Origin of the sequence: Streptomyces sp. NPDC048278 (genome assembly GCF_040652195.1) — a bacterium.
Taxonomy (GTDB): domain Bacteria; phylum Actinomycetota; class Actinomycetes; order Streptomycetales; family Streptomycetaceae; genus Streptomyces.
Genome location: NZ_JBEZLP010000054.1, coordinates 31,955 through 51,466, shown reverse-complemented (window position 1 = coordinate 51,466; position 19,512 = coordinate 31,955). Strand labels below are relative to the sequence as shown.

General features: G+C 73.5%; 16 protein-coding genes. 8 read left to right on the top strand and 8 right to left on the bottom strand.

Translation table 11 applies throughout. The features are described 5' to 3' along the window. The first annotated feature begins 251 nt into the window (after positions 1-251). Positions 252-1,934 (top strand): tannase/feruloyl esterase family alpha/beta hydrolase, encoded by a 1,683-nt coding sequence (locus AB0D74_RS47420; RefSeq protein ID WP_362601759.1) that lies wholly within the window; start codon positions 252-254, stop codon positions 1,932-1,934. Here AB0D74_RS47420 and AB0D74_RS47415 read toward each other — a convergent pair. Further along, positions 1,931-2,542, bottom strand: a complete 612-nt coding sequence (locus AB0D74_RS47415) for a LysE family translocator (RefSeq protein WP_362601756.1) — start codon at positions 2,540-2,542, stop codon at positions 1,931-1,933. The two genes, AB0D74_RS47420 and AB0D74_RS47415, sit on opposite strands and share 4 nt — an antisense overlap. Before the next feature lie 84 nt (positions 2,543-2,626). On the opposite strand from AB0D74_RS47415, the gene AB0D74_RS47410 reads away from it, so the two are divergent. Continuing rightward, positions 2,627-3,079, top strand: coding sequence for an Lrp/AsnC family transcriptional regulator (locus AB0D74_RS47410; protein WP_362601753.1), 453 nt, complete (start codon positions 2,627-2,629; stop codon positions 3,077-3,079). 65 nt (positions 3,080-3,144) lie between these two features. Here the strand turns inward: AB0D74_RS47410 and AB0D74_RS47405 are convergent, their stop codons facing one another. Continuing rightward, positions 3,145-3,780 carry a TetR family transcriptional regulator gene (locus tag AB0D74_RS47405; RefSeq protein ID WP_362601766.1) on the bottom strand — a complete coding sequence of 212 codons (636 nt, stop codon included), beginning with the start codon at positions 3,778-3,780 and terminating at the stop codon, positions 3,145-3,147. A gap of 134 nt (positions 3,781-3,914) precedes the next feature. On the opposite strand from AB0D74_RS47405, the gene AB0D74_RS47400 reads away from it, so the two are divergent. Next, positions 3,915-4,637 (top strand): VOC family protein, encoded by a 723-nt coding sequence (locus AB0D74_RS47400; RefSeq protein WP_362601750.1) that lies wholly within the window; start codon positions 3,915-3,917, stop codon positions 4,635-4,637. A 199-nt stretch (positions 4,638-4,836) separates the two neighbouring features. Beyond that, on the top strand, positions 4,837-7,179 hold the full coding sequence (locus AB0D74_RS47395; protein WP_362601747.1) for a serine/threonine-protein kinase: 2,343 nt from the start codon (positions 4,837-4,839) through the stop codon (positions 7,177-7,179). A 159-nt stretch (positions 7,180-7,338) separates the two neighbouring features. Here the strand turns inward: AB0D74_RS47395 and AB0D74_RS47390 are convergent, their stop codons facing one another. Genes AB0D74_RS47390 through AB0D74_RS47380 form a run of 3 tightly spaced genes read right to left on the bottom strand, consistent with a single transcriptional unit; the run spans position 7,339 to position 9,705 of the window. Next, positions 7,339-8,112 (bottom strand): enoyl-CoA hydratase/isomerase family protein, encoded by a 774-nt coding sequence (locus AB0D74_RS47390; protein ID WP_362601744.1) that lies wholly within the window; start codon positions 8,110-8,112, stop codon positions 7,339-7,341. Next, on the bottom strand, positions 8,109-8,522 hold the full coding sequence (locus AB0D74_RS47385) for an OB-fold domain-containing protein (protein WP_362601741.1): 414 nt from the start codon (positions 8,520-8,522) through the stop codon (positions 8,109-8,111). Before AB0D74_RS47385 ends, AB0D74_RS47390 begins: the two co-directional genes overlap by 4 nt. Before the next feature lies 1 nt (position 8,523). Beyond that, on the bottom strand, positions 8,524-9,705 hold the full coding sequence (locus AB0D74_RS47380) for a lipid-transfer protein (RefSeq protein ID WP_362601738.1): 1,182 nt from the start codon (positions 9,703-9,705) through the stop codon (positions 8,524-8,526). Positions 9,706-9,814: 109 nt separating this feature from the next. Here AB0D74_RS47380 and AB0D74_RS47375 point away from each other — a divergent pair, with 109 nt between their 5' ends. After that, positions 9,815-11,371: a FadD3 family acyl-CoA ligase gene (locus AB0D74_RS47375; protein ID WP_362601763.1), complete on the top strand. Its 1,557-nt coding sequence runs from the start codon at positions 9,815-9,817 to the stop codon at positions 11,369-11,371. Here the strand turns inward: AB0D74_RS47375 and AB0D74_RS47370 are convergent. The 3 genes from AB0D74_RS47370 to AB0D74_RS47360 all read right to left on the bottom strand — a co-directional run bounded on the left by AB0D74_RS47370 (position 11,368) and on the right by AB0D74_RS47360 (position 16,267). Next, positions 11,368-12,741 (bottom strand): O-antigen ligase family protein, encoded by a 1,374-nt coding sequence (locus tag AB0D74_RS47370; RefSeq protein ID WP_362601735.1) that lies wholly within the window; start codon positions 12,739-12,741, stop codon positions 11,368-11,370. The genes AB0D74_RS47375 and AB0D74_RS47370 overlap by 4 nt on opposite strands. A gap of 156 nt (positions 12,742-12,897) precedes the next feature. Then, positions 12,898-13,122: a hypothetical protein gene (locus AB0D74_RS47365; RefSeq protein ID WP_362601732.1), complete on the bottom strand. Its 225-nt coding sequence runs from the start codon at positions 13,120-13,122 to the stop codon at positions 12,898-12,900. A 193-nt stretch (positions 13,123-13,315) separates the two neighbouring features. Beyond that, on the bottom strand, positions 13,316-16,267 hold the full coding sequence (locus tag AB0D74_RS47360) for a BTAD domain-containing putative transcriptional regulator (RefSeq protein WP_362601729.1): 2,952 nt from the start codon (positions 16,265-16,267) through the stop codon (positions 13,316-13,318). Positions 16,268-16,564: 297 nt separating this feature from the next. On the opposite strand from AB0D74_RS47360, the gene AB0D74_RS47355 reads away from it, so the two are divergent. Genes AB0D74_RS47355 through AB0D74_RS47345 form a run of 3 tightly spaced genes read left to right on the top strand, consistent with a single transcriptional unit; the run spans position 16,565 to position 19,507 of the window. Beyond that, complete coding sequence (locus AB0D74_RS47355; protein ID WP_362601726.1) at positions 16,565-17,803, top strand: amidohydrolase family protein; 1,239 nt, start codon at positions 16,565-16,567, stop codon at positions 17,801-17,803. After that, complete coding sequence (locus AB0D74_RS47350) at positions 17,800-18,723, top strand: LLM class F420-dependent oxidoreductase (RefSeq protein WP_362601723.1); 924 nt, start codon at positions 17,800-17,802, stop codon at positions 18,721-18,723. Before AB0D74_RS47355 ends, AB0D74_RS47350 begins: the two co-directional genes overlap by 4 nt. Before the next feature lie 13 nt (positions 18,724-18,736). Next, positions 18,737-19,507: an SDR family oxidoreductase gene (locus AB0D74_RS47345; RefSeq protein ID WP_362601720.1), complete on the top strand. Its 771-nt coding sequence runs from the start codon at positions 18,737-18,739 to the stop codon at positions 19,505-19,507. The last annotated feature ends 5 nt before the right edge of the window (positions 19,508-19,512 follow it).

Here is a 19,512-nt window from a genome sequence, read left to right as displayed (position 1 = left end):
TGTTTTTAGGGGCGCGGGGAACTGCGCTACCAGCCAACGACGGCGGCGCGGCTGACGGCGGTCGGCAGTCCCTGCCTTCAGGGGCGCGGGGAACTGCGCGATCAGCCCCCACTTGCCCGCGGGTGAACCGTGGCCGTACCGCCGTAGGTGTTCACGTGGGGGGTTGCGCGGAGCGGCACACGTGCTGTTGGGGTGGGGGGACGGACGCTGGGATGACGCGTTGCGGATTCCCGCCTCCGAAAGGCCGACGAATGACCAGACGTGGACCGCGGCCGGCGGCCCGCCTCGTGAGTGCCGTGACGGTCGCGGTGACGGTGACGGCGTCCGCGCTCGCCGTGCAGCCGGCCGGTGCCGCGGCCGGACCCGGCTGCGCCGGCCTCGCGGGGACGGTGCTCGCCGGCTCGCACGTGAAGAGCATCAGCTCCGAGGTCGTGCCCGCCTCCGCGACGCTCCCCGCGTACTGCCAGGTCGACCTCGTGCCCGCCCGTGCCGTCAACGTCCGCGTCACCCTCCCGCTCAGCACCGCCGACGCCGGCACCGGCGGCACGTACACGGGCGCCTGGAACGGCCGGGTCCTGAACGTCGGCGGCGGCGGTTACGGCGGCGACCTCGGCGACCTCGCCGTGGCGGTCCGGCGCGGCGAGGTCGGTTCGGTCACCGACACCGGCCACAGCTCCGCCTGGTGCGACGCGACCGACCCGAGGACCGGCGAGGCCAACGCCCAGCCCGGCTGCGGCGAGGCCGGCGGCGGCTTCGTGCTGTCCCCCTCGGGCAGGCTGAACACCCGGCAGGTCGACGACTTCATCGACCGCAGCCTGCACGAGCAGACGGTCTGGGCGCGCTCCCTCGCCAAGACGTACTACGGCCGGGCCGCCCGGCGGAACTACTGGGTCGGCGGCTCCACCGGCGGCCGGCAGGGCTGGGAGATGGCCCAGAGGTACGGCGACGAGTACGACGGCTTCCTGCTCGGCTACCCGGCGATCAACTGGAACCGGTTCATCATCGGCGAGGCCTGGCCCGCGGTCGTCGTCGACGAACTCCTCGGCCCCGGCGGCCTGGCCCCCGCCAAGAGCGACGCCGCGAACGCCGCCGCCGTCGCCGCCTGCGACCCCGAGGACGGCGTCACCGACGGGGTCGTCGCCGATCCCCGCCGCTGCACCTTCGACGCGCGCGAGGTCGAGGGCCTCACCGCCGCGGAGGCCGAGGCCGTCGACCGCATCTGGGACGGCCCGCGCGACGCCCGCGGCAACCGGCTGTGGGGCGGCATCCCCCGGGGCACCGCCTTCTCGGTCCTGCTGCCCGGCGGGAACACCATGAGCCCGCTGATCGAGACCTACCTCCGCAACTGGCTCAGGCAGGACCCGGCCTACGACTGGCGCGGGAACCTGACCATGGAGAACTTCCCGGAGTTCTTCGAGGCGTCGTACCGCAAGTTCGAGAAGACCGCCGCCACCGACAGCACCGACCTGTCCGAGGTCCGTAAGCGCAACGGCAGGATCCTGTACTACGTGGGGGCCGACGACCCCCTGATCGTGCCGTTCACCTCCTACAACTACCAGCAGCGCCTGTTCGACCGGTACGGCGTCCAGGGCACCCGCTCCTTCGTCCGCACCTTCTACTTCCCGGGCGTCGGCCACACCGAGCCGGACCTCACCGGCACCACCGACGTGCGGTCCCGGCTCCTGGACGCACTGGAGGCGTGGACCGAGCACGGCAGCGCCCCCGAGTCCTTCGGCCAGCGGGACGCCGGCACCGGCACCGCGCGCACGATCTGCGCCTACCCGGACACCGCCGCCGGTCCCGGTGCGGACGCCTCCTGCCGGACGAGGGCGAGCGTGCCGGCCGACCTGGCCGCCGAGTCGGTCACCGTGCTGGAGCGCCCCGAAGGGGCGCGGGGAACTGCGCGACCAGCCACGACGGTGCCGCAGGCTTAGAACAGGCGCTCCCCCAGCAGTAGTGCCCCGATGCCCAGCATTGCTGCGCCCGAGGTGCGGGTCACTGCGCGGGCGGCGCGGGGGCGGGCGGTGAGGAGGGCGCGGGAGAGGGTGCCGACGGCGAGGTAGACGGCGGCGCAGGCGGCCATGTGGAGGGCGCCGAGGACGGCGGTCTGGGCGGCCACGGGGAGGTGGGCGCCCGTCGTGACCAGGAACTGGGGGAGCACCGAGAGGTAGAGCAGCAGCGCCTTCGGGTTCAGGCCGCTGATCGCGGAGCCCCGCCAGAAGCTCTGCGGCCCGGCCGCCTCCTCCTCCGCCTCCTGCGGGACCGCCGGGCGGCACAGCACACCCCAGCCCAGCCACAGCAGGTAGCCGGCGCCGGCCACGGTCAGGGCCGTGAGCAGCCCCGGCGACCGGGCGACCAGGATCGAGAGCCCCGCGACCGCCAGCGCGGTGTGCAGGGCGTACCCGGTGATCAGGCCGGCCACCGCGCGCGGCACCGAGCGGTCGCGCACCCCGGCGGCGATCACGTACGCCCAGTCGGCGCCCGGTACGCACACCAGCAGCAGGTCGACGGCGAGGAAGGAGAGCAGGAGTCCGGTGTCCATGGAAAGGGACATGAGAGTGCGAGAGGCCCGAAAGTGTTCCCGAAATTTGCTCGTGAGTGGCGGTTTCGGGGGAGAATCTTGCTCATGGACGACGTGGACCGGAAAATCCTTGCGGAGCTCCAGCAGGACGGGCGGCTGACCGTGACCGAGCTGGCCGGGCGGGTGCGGCTGAGCGTCTCGCCGTGCCACCGGCGGCTGCGCGAGCTGGAGCGGTCGGGAGCGATCAGCGGGTACCGGGCGGTGGTGGACCCGGTCGCCGTGGGGCTGACCTTCGAGGCGCTGGTCTTCGTGTCCATGCGGCAGGAGGACCGGGACACGGTCGCCGACTTCGAGCGGGCGCTCGCGGAGATCCCCCATGTGCTGGACGCGCAGCGGCTGTTCGGCGAACCCGACTACCTGCTGCGGGTGGCCACCGCCGACCTCGCCGCCTTCCAGCGGCTCTACGACGAGCGGCTCGCGACCCTGCCGGGCGTGCAGCGCCTCACCTCGACGCTGGTGATGAAACACGTGGTGCGGGACCGGCCGTTGCCGGGGTAGGGCGACAGGCGGTGGTTCACCGCTGCGCGTGAACCACCGCCTGCCTGACAGGACCCAGGGCGCGACTACTTCGTGGGCTTCTTCCCGGTCACGCCCAGATGCACCAACAGCGCGAGGTTCGGCTTGAGTTCGGCCTGCTTCACGCCCCAGGTCTGGAAACCCTTCTGGTGCGCGGCGACGGCCGCGAGCATGGCGACCAGCGAACCGGCCACCGCGGCCGGGTTCACGTCCTTGTCGACCCTGCCCTTGGACTGCAACTCCGTGATGGAGTCGGTCAGGGAGTTGTTCACCGAGTTCAGGATCTTCATACGGATCTTGTAGAACCGTTTGTCCCCCTCGGCCGCCCCGAGGTCGACCACGCGCAGGATCGCGTCGTTCCTGCGCCAGAACTCCAGGAAACCGTCGACGAGTTCCTGCGCGGTCGCCCAGCCGGCCTTGCCGACCCAGGAGCGCCCGGCCAGCAGCTCGGTCAACTGGCCGCCCTCGGTGGCCATTTGCTCGGCGATCTCCAGGACGGCGCCCTCGACGTCCGGGAAGTACTGGTAGAAGGTCGCGGGCGAAGTACCCGCCTTCCGGGCGACATCGATGACCTTGACGTCCCGGTAAGGGGAGGAGCTGAGCATCTCGCTGAGGCAGTCGAGCAGCTTCTGCCGGGTCGCCTGCCCACGCCGGCCGGCCACGCGGCCGTCGACGGTACGCACTTGTCCTGTCATGCCGTCAGCTTACCGAGGGGTGATCGGAGCGCGATTCGGCCGACTGCAAATGGGGTGCGCGGGTGTATAGGGGCCGGTGCGGCTGGTCTGCGCGGTGCGGGCCGGGCGGTTACTTTGACGACATGGCCGAAAACAGGGCATCCGGATACGCGGAGGGCGTCCCCTGCTGGGTGGACGTGCAGCTCCCCGACGTCGAGGCGGGCAAGCGGTTCTACGGCGGGCTCTTCGGGTGGACCTTCGAGGACGCCGGGCCCGGCGCGGTGTGGGCCCGCCTCGACGGCGCGGCCGTGGCCCGGCTGGCGCGGAAGCGCGACGGGCGGATGCCCACCGTCTGGACGGTGTACTTCGCGACCCCGGACGCCCGGGACCTCGCCCGCCGGATCGTCGCCGCCGGCGGACAGATCGTCAACGACCCCGTGCCCGTCCGCGACCTCGGCACCGCGGCCCTGGCCGCCGATCCCACGGGCGCCGTCTTCGGCATCTGGCAGGCCGCGGGCCACCCCGGCTTCGGCGTCCGGCACGCCCCCGGCACCTTCGCCTGGGCGCAGCTCTACACCGGCGACGTGGAAGCGGCCAACGCCTTCTACGGCAGCCTCTTCACCGGCGCGCTCTTCGGCTCCGGCGCCGCCCCGGACTTCGGCCGCGCCCCGGTGACCGAGGTGTTCGCGGCCGGGATGCCGGCCCAGTTCGTCGTCCACTTCCGCACCGGGGACGTGGTGGCGGCGGCCGGGGCCGTGCGGCAGCTGGGCGGCCGGGTCCGGACGCCGCCCTTCGAGACGTCGTACGGAAAAGTCGCCGTCGTGACCGACAATCAAGGGGCGTTCTTCGCGCTGCTGGAACGCTGAGGCCGGAAACAGGCGGGCCTCGGCGGACAAATGTCTCACTTTGCCACAGGACACCCCGATTCGTCGCCGGGTTCGCAACCTGTGCCCGGGCCAGGAAGAATCGGGGTGCGTGCCGCCATGGCGGTGCGGTGGTGAGACGCTGCACGGGGTCGCGTACATATGTGGGTGGACGGGGCCCGTACGGGGAGGTGGCAGGCAAGTGGTGGATCAGCTGACGCAGCACGATCCGCGGCGGATCGGGCCGTTCGAGGTGCTGGGACGGCTGGGGGCCGGCGGCATGGGGCTGGTCTATCTGGCGCGCTCGGCGTCCGGCCGGCGCGTGGCGATCAAGACGGTACGGACCGAGCTCGCCGAGGACCAGCTGTTCCGGGTCCGCTTCACCCGCGAGGTGGAGGCGGCCCGCGCGGTCTCCGGCTTCTACACGGCCGCCGTCGTCGACGCCGACCCGCGCGCCGCGGTGCCGTGGCTGGCGACCGCGTACGTGCCCGCACCCTCGCTCGAAGAGATAGTGAACGACTGCGGGCCGCTCCCGGCCCAGGCGGTCCGCTGGCTCGCCGCGGGCGTCGCCGAGGCGCTCCAGTCGATCCACGGCGCCGGACTGGTCCACCGCGACCTCAAGCCGTCCAACGTCCTCGTCGTCGAGGACGGCCCCCGGGTCATCGACTTCGGCATCGCCTCCGGTGTCTCGAACACCCGGCTGACCATGACCAACGTCGCGGTCGGCACGCCCGCCTACATGTCCCCCGAGCAGGCCAAGGACTCCCGCAGCGTCACCGGCGCGAGCGACGTCTTCTCCCTCGGCTCCATGCTGGTCTTCGCCGCCACCGGCCACCCGCCCTTCCACGGCGCCAACCCGGTCGAGACCGTCTTCATGCTGCTCCGCGAGGGCCCGGACCTGGAGGGTCTCCCGGACGAGCTGCGCCCGCTCATCGAGTCCTGCATGCAGATGGAGGCCGCGGGCCGCCCCAACCCGGCCGACCTCCAGGCCCAGCTCGCCCCCCACCTGTTCGGCTCCGGCTCCGACGACAGCGGTACGGCGTCCGCCTGGCTGCCCGAGAAGGCGGTCGGGCTGATCGAGTCCCGCCGCGGTGGCCGCCCCGCCGTCAAACCCTCCGCGAGCCCCTCCGGCGGGCGCAGCGCGGGCCGCCTCGCGATGCCCCCGCCGCCCTCCTACGACCCCGTGGTCCCCGCCCCCGTCCCGGTGGGCGCTCCCGACACCGGTCCGGTCCGCCTCGCCGGCGCCCCGGTGCCGATCGGCCCGGGACCGCGCGTCGCCGACGCCCGTGCCGCCGCCGTGAAGGCACCTCCGCCCGAGGCCGGCCTGGTGGCCAGCTGGTCCCGCCCGCACCCCGGCGTCAACGGCGCCGACCCCGCCGCACCGCCGGTGCCCGCCCTGCCCCCGGAGACGGCCTCCGGCTGGCGGCCCTGGCGGTTCCGGATGTCCAACGACGTCTGGGGCACCCCGTCCGTCGACGGCGACCTCGTCTACGTCACCTCCTTCGAGGTGCACGCCCTCGACGTGGCCACCGGCCGCCGCCGCTTCAAGACGCGGGACGTCGCCTGGTCCATGGCGGTCGCCGACGGCCGGATCCACGCCTCCGACGGCCCCACCCTGTTCGCCCTGGAGGCCCGCGAGGGCGGCGACCTGTGGCGGCTGTCCACCGACGCCTGGGTGTACTCCCTCAGGGCCGACCGCGGCACCCTCGTCACCGGCACCCGGGGCGGCGGCGTCCAGGGCTGGGAGGCCTCCACCGGGCAGAAGCTCTGGGAGCTGGCCGGCGCCCAGACCGACTTCGAGGCCCCCGAGTCCGGGCCCTCCCTGCACGACGGCACGGTCTACGTCTGGCAGGACGCGCGCCTGCGGGCCCTCGACGCCCGTACCGGCGACGAACGCTGGTCCTACCCCATCGGCGACGCGGCCTCCTGCGGCGGCGTCCCGGTCCGCCTCACCCACGCCGACGACGGCTTCGTGTACGCCTCCGCGGGCACCCGGGTCATCGCCCTCGACACCGCGAGCGGCCGGGTCCGCTGGCACTTCGAGGCGCCGGCCGTCTTCCTCTCCCCGCCCGCCTACGTGACCGGCCCCGCCGTCACCGGCGGCGGCATCTACCTCGCCGACTACCTCGGCACCGTCTACGCCCTCGACGCCACCGACGGCCGCGACCGCTGGCGCATCGCGACGGAGGCCCGCGCGTCCATCGAGCCGGTCCTGGTCGCCGCGGGCCACGTGCACGTCGGCAGCGGCAAGGGGCTGTACACGCTGGACGCGGTCACCGGCACCCCCAAGTGGCGCTTCCAGGCGGGCGGCGACGTGGTGGGCGCCCCGGCGGTGGCCGAGGGCCGCATCCACTTCGGGTCGACGGACCACCTGCTGTACACGCTGAAGGCCGACGACGGCCGGCTGCGGTGGAAGCTGGCCACCGGCGGGGAGATCACCGGGTCGCCGGTGGTGCGGGACGGGGTGGTGTACGCGTGCAGCAAGGACCGGTGCGTGTACGCACTGGACGCGGAGAAGGGAACGGGGACGGCGCGCACCCCGTGAGCGCCGGGACCGCCTGACGGGCGGCTGCGGGTGCGCCGTGGCTTGTCGCGCAGTTCCCCGCGCCCCTGAAGGGGCGCACTGCAACGCCCCTTTCTTTTTCTTTCAGGGGCGCGGGGAACTGCGCGAACGGCCCCCACGCACCCGCAGCCGCCCGCGGTCTCAGCGGATGTGCGCCGCCGTGCGTGTGCGGTTGCCGAAGAGTTCTGCCTGGCGCTCGTCCGGCAGGTTGCCCAGGGTGATCAGGTGCGGGGCCTCGGCCCAGCCCCGTTCGCGGTCGGCCCCCTTCGCCGCCCACAGCGCCCGCACGCTCCCCTGCACCCCCTCCGTCGGATACCCGGCGATGACGGTCGCGCACCGCACGGCCGCCGCCAACGCCTCCCCGGCGGGGGTCACTTCGGACACCAGCCCCACCTCGTACGCCCGCCGCGCGGAGACCCGCTCGGCGTTGCCCATGAGGACCATCCGGGCCACCTCCCCGTACGGCATCCGCTGTGCCATCAGCACCGACTCGTAGGCGCTGACCATGCCGTAGGAGGTGTGCGGGTCGAAGAAGGCGGCGGTCTCGTCGGCGACGACGAAGTCGCACTCGCCGAGGAGGTAGAAGGCGCCTCCGCAGGCCATCCCGGCCACCGCCGCGATCACCGGCTTCCACAGGTCGTTCGCCTTCGGCCCGACGGCGATCAGCGGATCGTCCTGGCTGTACGGCGAGGACGGCTGCGGCACGACGGCGTCCCGGTCGAGCCCGGTGCTGAAGGCGCGCCCGCCGGCCCCGGTGAGCACGACGGCCCGTACCGCGTCGTCGAAGCGCAACGCCCGCCAGGCGGCCGAGAGTTCGCCGGCCGTCGCGAGGTCGAGGGCGTTCAGCCGCTCGGGCCGGTCGAGGGTGACGACGGCGACCCCGCTCTCCTTGTCCACCTCCAGCCGCAGGCTCACGGCCGCTCCAGGACCCACTGCGGCAGCCCGTCCGCGAAGACCGCCTGCACCCGGGCGCCGATCCGGATCCGGTCCGGGGGCAGGGAGTCGAGAGGCGCCCCGGCCCCGGTCACCACGTTGCCCACCAGCCGTACCCGGGGCGCGTCGTCGAGTTCCACGACCACCACGTTGTACGGCGCCAGGGCCGCGTACTCGGGGAGCAGCGGCGGGTGCGGGACGACGTACGACCAGATCCGGCCCCGCCCGCTCGTGGGCCGCCACTCGCTCGCGAAGGACTGGCAGTGCGGGCAGCAGGGGCGGGGCGGGAAGCGGGGCTCGCCGCAGTCGGCGCAGGCCTGGACGCGGAGTTCGCCGCGGGCCGCGTACTCCCAGAAGGGGGCGCCGTCGGTGTCGGTGACCGGTCGCAGCATCTCAGCTCCGGTTGGTGAGGAGGAGGGCGGAGGTCGGGACGCCCTCGCCGGCGGTGACCAGGCAGGTGGCGGCGCCCGGCACCTGGGCGGTGCTGGTCCCGCGCAGTTGCTTGACGCCTTCGGTGATGAGGTTGAACCCGTGGACGTAGGCCTCGCTGAGCCCGCCGCCGCCGGTGTTGACGGGCAGCCGCCCGCCGATCTCCAGGGCGCCGCCCTCGGTGAACACCCCGCCCTCCCCCCGCCCGCAGAAGCCGTAGCCCTCCAGGGAGAGCGGGATCAGGGCGGTGAACGCGTCGTAGATCTGGGCGACGTCGACGTCGTCGGGGGTGAGGTCGGCGTGCTTCCACAGGTGGCGGGCGGCGCTCCAGGCGGGGCCGGTGAGGGGGTCGTCGTTCCAGTAGTTGACCATGCCGTGGTGCTGGGCGGGCAGGCCCTGGGCGGCCGAGTGGACGTAGACGGGCCGTTGCCGGCAGTCCCGGGCCCGCTCCCTGCCGACCACCACGCAGGCCAGCGCCCCGTCCGTCTCCAGGCAGTTGTCGTAGAGGCAGAGGGGCTCGCTGATCCACCGGGAGGTCATGTACATCTCGCGGGTGAGGGGCCGGTCGTACATCACGGCGGCGGGGTTCTGGTTGGCGCGGTTGCGGCAGGCGAGGGCGACGTTGAACAGGTGGTCGCGGGTCGCGCCGTACTCGTGCATGTAGCGGCGGGTGAGCATGGCTATCTCGTCGGCGGGCCGGAGCAGGCCGAAGGGGCGGGTCCACTGGGCGGGGGTGGGGAGCTGGACGGCGGTGTTGGTCCAGGGGCGGGGGCCCGAGCCGCGTTTCCTGGACCGCCAGGCGACCCCGACCGTGGCCTGGCCGCTCGCGATCGCGGCGGCGAGGTGGGCGACCGTGGCGCAGGAGCCGCCCCCGCCGTACCCCACCTTGCTGAAGAAGGTCAGGTCGCCGAGGCCGACCGCCTTGGCCAGCTCCACCTCGTCGGTCTCCTCCATGGTGAAGGAGGCGAGCGCGTCGACCTCGCCGGGTGCGATGCCGGCGTCGTCGAGGGCGGCGATGACGGCCCGGCAGGCGAGGGTCCTCTCGTCCTCGTCGAGCCGTTTGGCGAAGGGGGTCTGCCCGATCCCGACGACGGCGGTGGCGTCCTTGATGCCACTGACGCCATGGAGACCTCTGCGATCGGTCATGGTGCCCGCACCTCCACGGCTCTCGCGGCTTGCTGACAGGTCGTCAGGCTACAGCTAATCTGACGGTCAGTCAGCTATGCGTCAGGGGAGGCCGGTTGTGCGCGGCGACATGGAGTGGGGGACCGTTCCGGGCCTGGTGCGGTCGGCGGCGGAGCGGTACGCGGACGTCGAGGCGGTGGTGGACGGCCGGACCCGGATCACGTACGCCGAACTGGGCGCCCGGGTGGAACGGGCGGCGGCGGCCTGCCTGGCCGCCGGCGTCGAGGCGGGCGACCGCGTCGGCATCTGGGCCCCCAACTCCCTGGACTGGATCGTCGCGGCGCTCGGCGCGGTGTCGGCGGGCGGGGTGCTGGTCCCGCTGAACACCCGCTTCAAGGGCGCGGAGGCGGCGGACGTGCTGCACAGGAGCGGGGCCCGGCTGCTCTTCGTGACCGGGACCTTCCTGGGCACCTCGTACGTGGCCTCGCTGCGCAGGGCGGCGGGGGAGGGGGACGGGAGCGGCCCGCTGCCGGGGCTGCCGGCCCTGCGGGAGGTGGTGGTGCTCTCGGAGGACGCCCCCGTCGGCTTCCGCACCTGGAAGGACTTCCTGGCGGCCGGGGAGGGCGTCGGAGCCGCCGAAGTCACTTGCCGGTCGGCGGAGTTGGACGGCTCCCGGCTCTCCGACATCATCTTCACCTCGGGCACGACGGGCCGCCCCAAGGGCGCGATGATCACCCACGCGCAGACCCTGCGGGCGTACGAGATCTGGGCCGACCTGGCGGGCCTGCGCACCGGCGACCGCTACCTGATCGTCAACCCCTTCTTCCACACCTTCGGCTACAAGGCCGGGGTGATCGCGTGTCTGATGCGCGGCGCGACGATGATCCCGCAGCCGGTGTTCAACGTGGCGACGGTGCTGGCGAACGTGGCCGCGGAGCGGGTGTCGGTCCTCCCGGGCCCGCCGACCCTCCACCAGTCGCTCCTCGACCACCCGGCCCGCGACGCGCACGACCTCTCGGCGTTGCGGCTGGTGGTGACGGGCGCGGCCGTCGTCCCCCTGCTCCTCGTCGAGCGCCTGCGCGGCGAACTCGGCGTGCAGACGGTCCTGACCGCCTACGGCCTCTCCGAGGCGAGCGGGATCGTCACCATGTGCCGCCGGGGCGACGACCCGACGGTGATCGCGTCGACGTCGGGGCGGGCGATCCCCGGCACCGAGGTGCGGGTGGACGAGTCCGGCGAGGTCCTGGTCCGCGGCTTCCACGTCATGCGCGGCTACTTCGAGGACCCGGCCGCGACCGCCGAGACGCTCACGGCGGACGGCTGGCTGCGCACCGGCGACGTCGGCGTCCTGGACCCGGCGGGCAACCTCCGCATCACCGACCGCCTCAAGGACATGTTCATCGTCGGCGGCTTCAACGCCTACCCGGCGGAGATAGAGCAACTGCTGGGCCTGCACCCGGAGGTGGCCGACGTCGCCGTCGTAGGCGTCCCGGACGCCCGCCTCGGCGAGGTCGGCAGGGCGTTCGTGGTACGGCGGCAGGGAGCGGTGCTGACCGCCGACGACCTGATCGCCTGGGCCCGCCGCGAGATGGCCAACTACAAGGTGCCGCGCACGGTCGAGTTCGTCGCGGAGCTGCCGCGGAACGCGAGCGGGAAGGTGGTGAAGGGGGAGTTGCGGGCCGGTTAGACGGGCCGGGTGCGGGTGCGGGTGCGGGTGCGGGTGCCGGTGCGGGCGGCGACGGCCTGCGGGCTGTGCCGGGGTGCTCTGACCGGGGTGAGGACCATGGTGTCGTCGTCCGTCAGCACGGTGCGCCGACGCCGCCAACCTCCGGGCGCCTCGGCCATCACCACCCCCAGCACCAGCCAGAACAGCATGCTGATCCGGTCCAGGTTGGCCGGGTCGTCCAGCATGCCGGCGAGGAAGAAGCCGGTCAGCGAGGCGAGTCCGAACGTGCCGAGCACGGACTTGGCGCGGGCGGCCCGGCCCGCGCTCGCCCACGCGACGACGGTCACCGCGAGGACGGCCAGCAGCCCGAGGGGACCGGTCTCCACCAGCCAGTTGAGCCACAGGTTGTGGGCGTGCACGAACACCCGGTCCCCGGGGGCCGCGGCGGATATCGCCTCGCCGGACCGCCCGAGCCCCACCCCCAGCGGGTTGCGCCGGGCCACCTGGAGCGCGGCCCGCCAGGCCTGCCCGCGCACGCCCAGCGAGTCCCCGGCCCTCGACACCGTCCAGACGACCCCGGCCGCGCCGAGCAGGCCCAGCCCGCCCGCCACCGCGTACAGCCGCCGCTGCGCCCGGTCGGCGAGCCGGGGCGCCAGCCAGTAGGCGACGCCGAGGACGAGGAGCCCGGCGGCTCCCGCGACGTACCCGGCGCGGGAGAAGGTGGTGACCAGCGCCCCGTACCCGATGACGACCATGACGACGATCGCCGTCCGGGCCGTGCGCTCGTCCACCGACACGGCGGCCAGCAGCGCGAACGGCAGCAGCAGCACCAGGCAGGCGCCGAGCAGGTTGGGGTTGGCGAAGGTGCCGGTGGCCCGGATGAGCACGTCACCGCCGCCCGCGTCGCACGCGACGTCGGTGAGCAGGCCGGTGCGGCAGAAGCCGGTCGGGGTGGCGTTGGTGACCTGCGCGAAGGCGCTGGTGCTCGCGGCGGTCGCTCCGGCGAGGGCGAGCAGCCCGAGCGCCCGCCAGGACTCGGGCTGGGTGCGACGCAGGCCGACGACGAGGTAGTACGTCGCGACGACGGTCAGCAGCCCGCGCAGCGGGGCGGTCGGATGCCCGCCGCCGTACGTCGCCGCCACGGACGCGGCGAGCAGCAGGGCGACGGGCAGGTCGAGCCGGGTGCGGAAGTCCCGGAGCCGGGCCCCTCCCGCGAGCAGCGCCGACAGCCCGAGGGCCAGGGTGAGGCGGGTCGGCGTGAGGACGCCGGCGATCGGGTCGTCGGGGAAGAAGTCGGTGGCCGAGTCGAGCAGCAGCACGGCGAGCGCGCCGAGCGGCACGAACCGAACGGCCTTGACGACCACGGCGGGTGCGTTCCGGTCGGAAGCCATGACACCCGAGCGTGGCCGCCGGCCACGACGCGCGGGTGGCGCGGGGACGAACGGGACGAAGCCCCTGCGCGGACGCTGTGCGGTCCCCCAGCACACCTCAGCCGCGACGACTCCCCCTCGGTGCCGCCGCGGCCGGTGTATCCCCCGGGACCAGGTTCAGCTCGCGGCCTCTGTGGTGGCGTGGTTCTCCAGCAGCGCCTTCTCCGCGCCGGTCGCGTGGTTCTCCAGCACCACCACGGCGTCGGCGTCGGCGGTGGCACCCTCCAGGACCGCCTTCTCCGCGCCCGTCGCGTGGTTCTCCAGCACCACCGCCGACTCGATGTCGGTCGCGTGGTTCTCGTCGGGCGTGGCGACCGGCTGGCTCGTGTTCTCGTCGCTCATCGGCTGTGCTCCTCTGCGTGAAGTCGGCAAGGCCTGTCCGGCAGCTCCCCCGGGTGCCGCCGGACAGGCGCGGCGGCCGTCACCCTAATGGGTGGGCCTGCCGTGTCGACCCGCCTGCCCCCCGAAGCGCCGGATCGATACGTCGAGGATGCCGGGCGGCGATAAACGAACGATGAACGCTCGGCGGTGCTGGTCAGGAGGCCGTCGTCGGCGCGAGAAGGGTGCGTACTTCCTCGGCCTCGTGGGCGCCCAGCCGTTCGAACACCGCGAGGGCCTCATGCCAGCAGGCGCGGGCCCGGTCCGAATGCCCGATGTCATGCAGACTGCGGCCCAGGACGGTCAGCACGTTCGCGTGCCGCCACTCGCCACCGATGCCGCGCAGCAGGGACAGGGACTGCTCCGCCATCGTGGCGGCCTGGGCGGGGCGGTGCGCCCACAGATGCACCTCTGCCATACGGAAGATGGCCATGCCCTCCCAGAGCCGCTGGCGGCTCTCCCGGAAGACGCTCAGGGCGTCGTCCAGGCAGCTCAGGGCCTCGTCCGTCTGCCCGGACTGGGTCAGGGCGAGTCCCAGGGCGTAGCGGGCGTTCGCGCCTCTGAGGGAGTGCCCCAGAGCGTCGTAGATCGCCACTCCCTGACCGGCCAACCGCACCGCGTCGGCGACGTGGCCGGTGGCCAGCTGGATGCGGGACATGTTGCACAGGGCGCTGGCCTCGCCCGGCCGGTTGCCGTCGGCGCGGTAGTTGGCGATGGCCTCGCGCAGATGCGCCTCGCCGTCGTGGTGGCGGCCTTGGTAGAGGGCGATGATCCCCCGGTCGTTGGGTGTCACGCCGCTCGGCAGCGGATCCCCGGTCACCTTGGCCAACTCCATGGCCTGTGCGGCCTCCTCGTCGGCCAGGTCGAAGCGGCCGGCGACGATGTGGACGTTGGTGATCGCCATCCGGGCCCGCCCCTCGGCCAGCGGGTCGGCCTGCGCCCGGGCGGCGTCGCGGGCCGCCGTGGCCGCGACCTCGTACTCGCGTGCGTTGGCCCCCGACTCGGCGAGGTCCTTGGCGGCCCACAGCAGGTCGATCGCGGCGCGCAGCCTTCCGCCGCGCACCGACTGCCGGGCAAAGGCCAGCAGACAGTCGGCCTCCGAGTACAGCCAGTCCAGCGCCTCGCGGTGGCCGGCGAACGACAGCCCGGGGTATCCGGTGGATTCCAGGTGCTCCACGGTCCGGTCCCCCGGCCGCTCGATCGCGTACACGCCCGCCGCCGTCGCCAGGTAGAAGTCCAGCAGGCGGGACATGGCCGCCTCGCGTCCGCTGGGGGGCTGTTCGTCGCGTTCCGCGCACGCACGCGCGTAGAGCCGTACGAGGTCGTGGAAGCGGTAGCGGCCGGGGGCCGCCGATTCGAGGAGGGACGTGTCCACGAGGGTCTCCAGGAGATCCTCGGTCCTGTCCTGCGGGAGGTCCAGGACGGCTGCCGCGGCGGCCAGGGACATGTCCGGCCCGTCCGCGAGCCCCAGCAGCCGGAACGCACGGGCCTGGGCCGGCTCCAGCTGGCCGTAGCCCAGCTCGAAGGTGGCCTTCACGGCCAGGTCGCCGGCCTGCAGCTCGTCCAGCCGTCGCCGCTCGTCCGCGAGCTTCGCCGCGAGCACGGAGACCGTCCAGGTGCGGCGGGCCGCGAGACGGGACGCGGCGATGCGGATGGCGAGCGGGAGGAAGCCGCAGGCCGCCACCACGTCGAGGGCCGCCTCCCGCTCCGAGGCCACCCGCTCCACGCCCACGATCTTCGTGAACAGCTGCAACGCCTCGTCGGGCGACATCACGTCCAGGTCCACCAGGTGCGCGCCCGCCAGGTCCACCATCCGAACCCGGGCGGTGACCAGGGCCGCGCAGCCCTCCGTGCCGGGGAGCAGGGGGCGTACCTGGGCTGCGTCCTTGGCGTTGTCGAGGAGGACGAGGACCCGGCGCCCGTCGAGGACCGAGCGGTACAGCGCCGAACGCTCCTCCAGGGAGTCGGGGATGGCGGACTCCGGGGTGCCCAGGGCGCGCAGGAAGGAACCGAGGACCGTCTCCGGCTCCGCGGCGCGGGGGCCGGCCCCCTGCAGGTCGACGTAGAGCTGGCCGTCCGGGAACGCGGACCGGGCCTGGTGGGCGACGTGCACGGCGAGGGTGGTCTTGCCGACGCCCCCGATGCCCGCCAGCGCCGATACGGCCATCACCCGGCCCTCGGCCGACGCCAGCACCTCGCTCAGCTCGGTGACGAAGGCGGCGCGTCCGGTGAAGTCGCGCACGGTGGCGGGAAGTTGGGCGGGCCGGACCGGGACGGCGGCGGGTTCCGCGGCCGGCGTCGAGGGCTCCGCCAGGGCCGGGTCGGCCTGGAGGATGCGCTGCTGCAGTTCGCGCAGGCCGGAGCGCGGGTCGACGCCCAGCTCCTCGGCCAGCAGGCGGCGGGTGTCGGCGTACACCGCGAGGGCCTCCGCCTGACGGCCGCTGCGGTACAGGGCGAGCATGAGGAGTTCGCGGAAGCGCTCGCGCAGCGGGTGGGCCGCGGTGAGCGCCGTCAGCTCGGAGACCGCCTCCGCGTGGCAGCCCTGCTCCAGGTCCATGTCCAGCCGGTTCTCCAGGAGTTGCAGCCGCAGCTCCTCCAGGCGGACCCGCTGGGTCTCCGCGTACGGCCCCGGCACCCCGGCCAGCGGCTCGCCGTCCCACTGGCCGAGCGCCCGGCCGAGCGCCTCCCGTGCCTGGTGCAGGTCCCCGGCGCTCCTCGCCTTCTCCGCCGCCGCCGCAAGATCCTGCGCGACCGCCAGGTCCAGCGCCCCCTCGCCCAGCCCGCGCACCGCGTACCCGCCGGACTCGCTGACCAGGACCCCCGGGTCCAGGACCTTGCGCAGCCGGGACGCGTAGGTGCGCACCGCCGCCAGCGCCTGCGACGGCGGCTCGGGGCCCCACAGGGCGTCGATCAGCTCGGCCGCGGTCGCCGTCCGGCCCTCGCGCAGCAACAGGGCGGCGAGCAGCGCGCGTTGCTGCGGGGAGCCGGTGCTGAGGGGTTCCTCGGCGCGCCAGGCGCGCACCGGACCGAGCACGCTGAAGCGCAGCACCGCCGCCTCCGCCGAGGAGGAGGGGCGCCGCTGCTCCGGCACCCGCGGTCCACCGTCCATGCCCGTCCCCCTAGACATCCCGCTTCACCCCGTCAGTCTGCCTTGTCCGGGCGGGCCGCGTCAGCCTGGGGAGACACCGATCACAGGGCGACACGCGGTGGTCCACACAGTCTTCACACGGCGGCACCCCCGTCAGCAGGGCGGACGTCAGGCGGAACGATTCCGCGGACAGGCCGGCGTCCGGCGCACCGGTTTCGGCGAAGGCGCACCCGGAGTGCGCCCGCCCCGTCCCGCACCGCCTGACGATACGTCATGCCATAGCTGACGGTTCGTCAGATCGGCGCTACCGTGAGCGCCATGGACACCCAGGACGGCACCTTCCCGCTGATCATCTCCGTCGACGACCACACCGTGGAGCCGCCGGACGTCTGGCAGTCCCGCCTCCCGAAGAAGTACCTGGACACCGGGCCACGCATCGTCCGGGCCCCGCTCAGGGAGATGAGCTTCCTCGGCGGCCGGTTCAAGCCGGTCATGGGCAGGCCGGGCGAGGACGGTCCCGTCGGCGACTGGTGGATCTACGAGGACCTGCACCGCCCCCTCACCCGCCTCGACACCGCCGTCGGCTACTCCCGCGACGAGATCAAGCTCGAAGTGATCACGTACGAGCAGATGCGGGCGGGCTCGTACGACGTGCCGCAGCGGCTCGCCGACATGGACGTCAACCACGTCCAGTCCGCGCTCTGCTTCCCGACCTTCCCGCGCTTCTGCGGGCAGACCTTCACCGAGGCCAAGGACCGCGAACTGGCCCTGCTCTGCGTCCGGGCCTACAACGACTGGATGGTGGAGGAGTGGTGCGGGCCGCTCGCCCAGGGCCGTCAGATACCCCTCGCCCTCATCCCGCTGTGGGACGCCGAGCTGGCCGCCGCCGAGGTCCGCCGCAACGCGGCCCGCGGCGTCCGCGCCGTCGCCTTCTCCGAGATACCCCCGCACCTGGGCCTGCCCTCCGTCCACACGGACGCCTGGGACCCCTTCCTCGCCGCCTGCGACGAGACCGGCACGGTCGTCGCCATGCACATCGGCTCCAGCAGCAGGATGCCCTCCACCTCCGCCGACGCCCCGCCCGCCGTGGGCTCCACCATCACCTTCGCCAACTGCTGCTTCTCGATGGTCGACTGGCTGATGAGCGGCAAGTTCGAGCGCTTCCCGAACCTGAAGGTGATGTACGCGGAGGGCCAGATCGGCTGGATCCCCTACATCCTGGAGCGCGCCGACGTCGTCTGGGAGGAGAACCGTGCCTGGGGCGGCGTCGCCGACAAGGTCACCCGCCCGCCCTCCGAACTCTTCGCCGGGCACGTCTACGGCTGCTTCTTCGACGACGCCTTCGGCCTGCGGAACCTCGACGCGATCGGCATCGGCAACGTCCTCTACGAGACCGACTACCCGCACTCCGACTCCACCTGGCCGAAGTCCCGTGAGGTCGGCGAGTCCCAGATGGGCCACCTCGCCCCGGACGCGGTCGAGCGGATCGTCCGCGGGAACGCGATCGAACTGCTGGGCCTGACCGCCGACGGCCTGTGGGGCGGCGGACCGCGGTGAGCACCGGCTACGGCATCCAGCTCCCCGTCCAGTCCCAGTCCACCCTTTTCGCCGAGGGCTGGGAGGCGGGTGCGGGAGCCGCTGACCTGGTCGAGATCGCGCGGGCCGTCGACCGTGCCGGCTTCGCCTACCTCGCCGTCTGCGACCACGTGGCGATCCCGCACCGGCTGGCCGGGGCCATGAGCACGGTCTGGTACGACCCGGTGGCCACCCTCGCCCACCTGGCCGCCGTGACCGAACGGGTACGGCTGCTCAGCCACGTCGCCGTCGTCGGGCTGCGGCACCCTCTCCTGTCCGCCAAGCAGTACGCGACCCTCGACCACCTCTCCGGCGGCCGGCTGATCCTCGGCGTCGGCGCGGGGCACGTGCGGGAGGAGTTCGAGGTGCTGGGGGTGGACTTCGGGCAGCGGGGGGCGGTCCTCGACGAGGCGATCGACGCGCTGCGGGCGGCTCTGGGGGCGGACGAGTTCCCCTCCCACCACGGGAAGTTCTACGACTTCGAGGGGCTCGGGCAGCGGCCCCGGCCCGCGCAGGAGCGGGTGCCGGTGTGGGTCGGCGGATCGTCGCCGGCCGCCGTCCGGCGGGCCGCGCTCAAGGGCGACGGCTGGCTGCCCCAGGGCGACCCCAGGGACCGGCTCCCGGCACAGATCGAGCGGCTGCGGCGGCTGCGCGCCGAGGCGGGCGTCGACGAGCCGATCACCGTCGGCGCGATCACCGAACCGCTGTACGTCGGCACACCGGAGTGGGAGGTCGGCCGCCGCACCCTCCGCGGCGCCCCGGACGTCCTCGCCGAGTCGCTGCGCGCGTACGGCGCGATGGGCGCGCACCAGATCCAGGTCCGGTTCCGCAGCCGGAACCGGACCGAACTCATCGACCAGATAGAGGCGTTCGGGGCGGATGTCGCGCCCCTTCTCACCTGAGGGAGGCACCGGCATGGGCAAGCTGGACGGACGGGTCGTCATCGTCACCGGGGCGGCACGCGGGCAGGGGGAGCAGGAGGCGCGGCTGTTCAGGGAGGAGGGTGCGCGGGTCGTCGTGGCGGATGTGCTGGACGATCTCGGCGAGGCGCTCGCCAAGGAGATCGGGGCGGCCTACGTCCACCTGGACGTGGGCGTGGAGGCGGAGTGGCAGGCCGCCGTCGCCGCCGCGAAGCAGGCGTACGGCCGGCTCGACGGGCTGGTGAACAACGCCGGCATCCTGCGCTTCAACGCGCTCGTGGACACGCCTCTCGAAGAGTTCATGCAGGTCGTGCAGGTCAACCAGGTCGGCTGCTTCCTGGGCATGAAGACGGTCGCGCCCGAGCTGGACGACGGGGGGACCATCGTCAACACGGCGTCCTACACGGCGCTGACCGGGATGGCGGCGGTGGGGACGTACGCCGCGACCAAGCACGCGGTGCTCGGGCTCACCCGGGTCGCCGCGCTGGAGCTCGCCGCCCGGCGGATACGCGTCAACGCGATCTGCCCCGGCGCCATCGACACCGCGATGTCCAACCCGGCGCGGCTCGACCCGGCCGCCGACCCGGCGGAGATGAGCCGTGCGCTGGACGAGCTGTACCGCAAGCTCGTGCCGCTGGGCCGGATCGGGCGGGCGGAGGAGGTGGCCAGGCTGGCGCTCTTCCTGACCTCGGACGACTCGTCGTACATCACCGGGCAGCCGTTCGTGATCGACGGGGGATGGCTGGCGGGGGTCAGTGTCATCTGACGGGT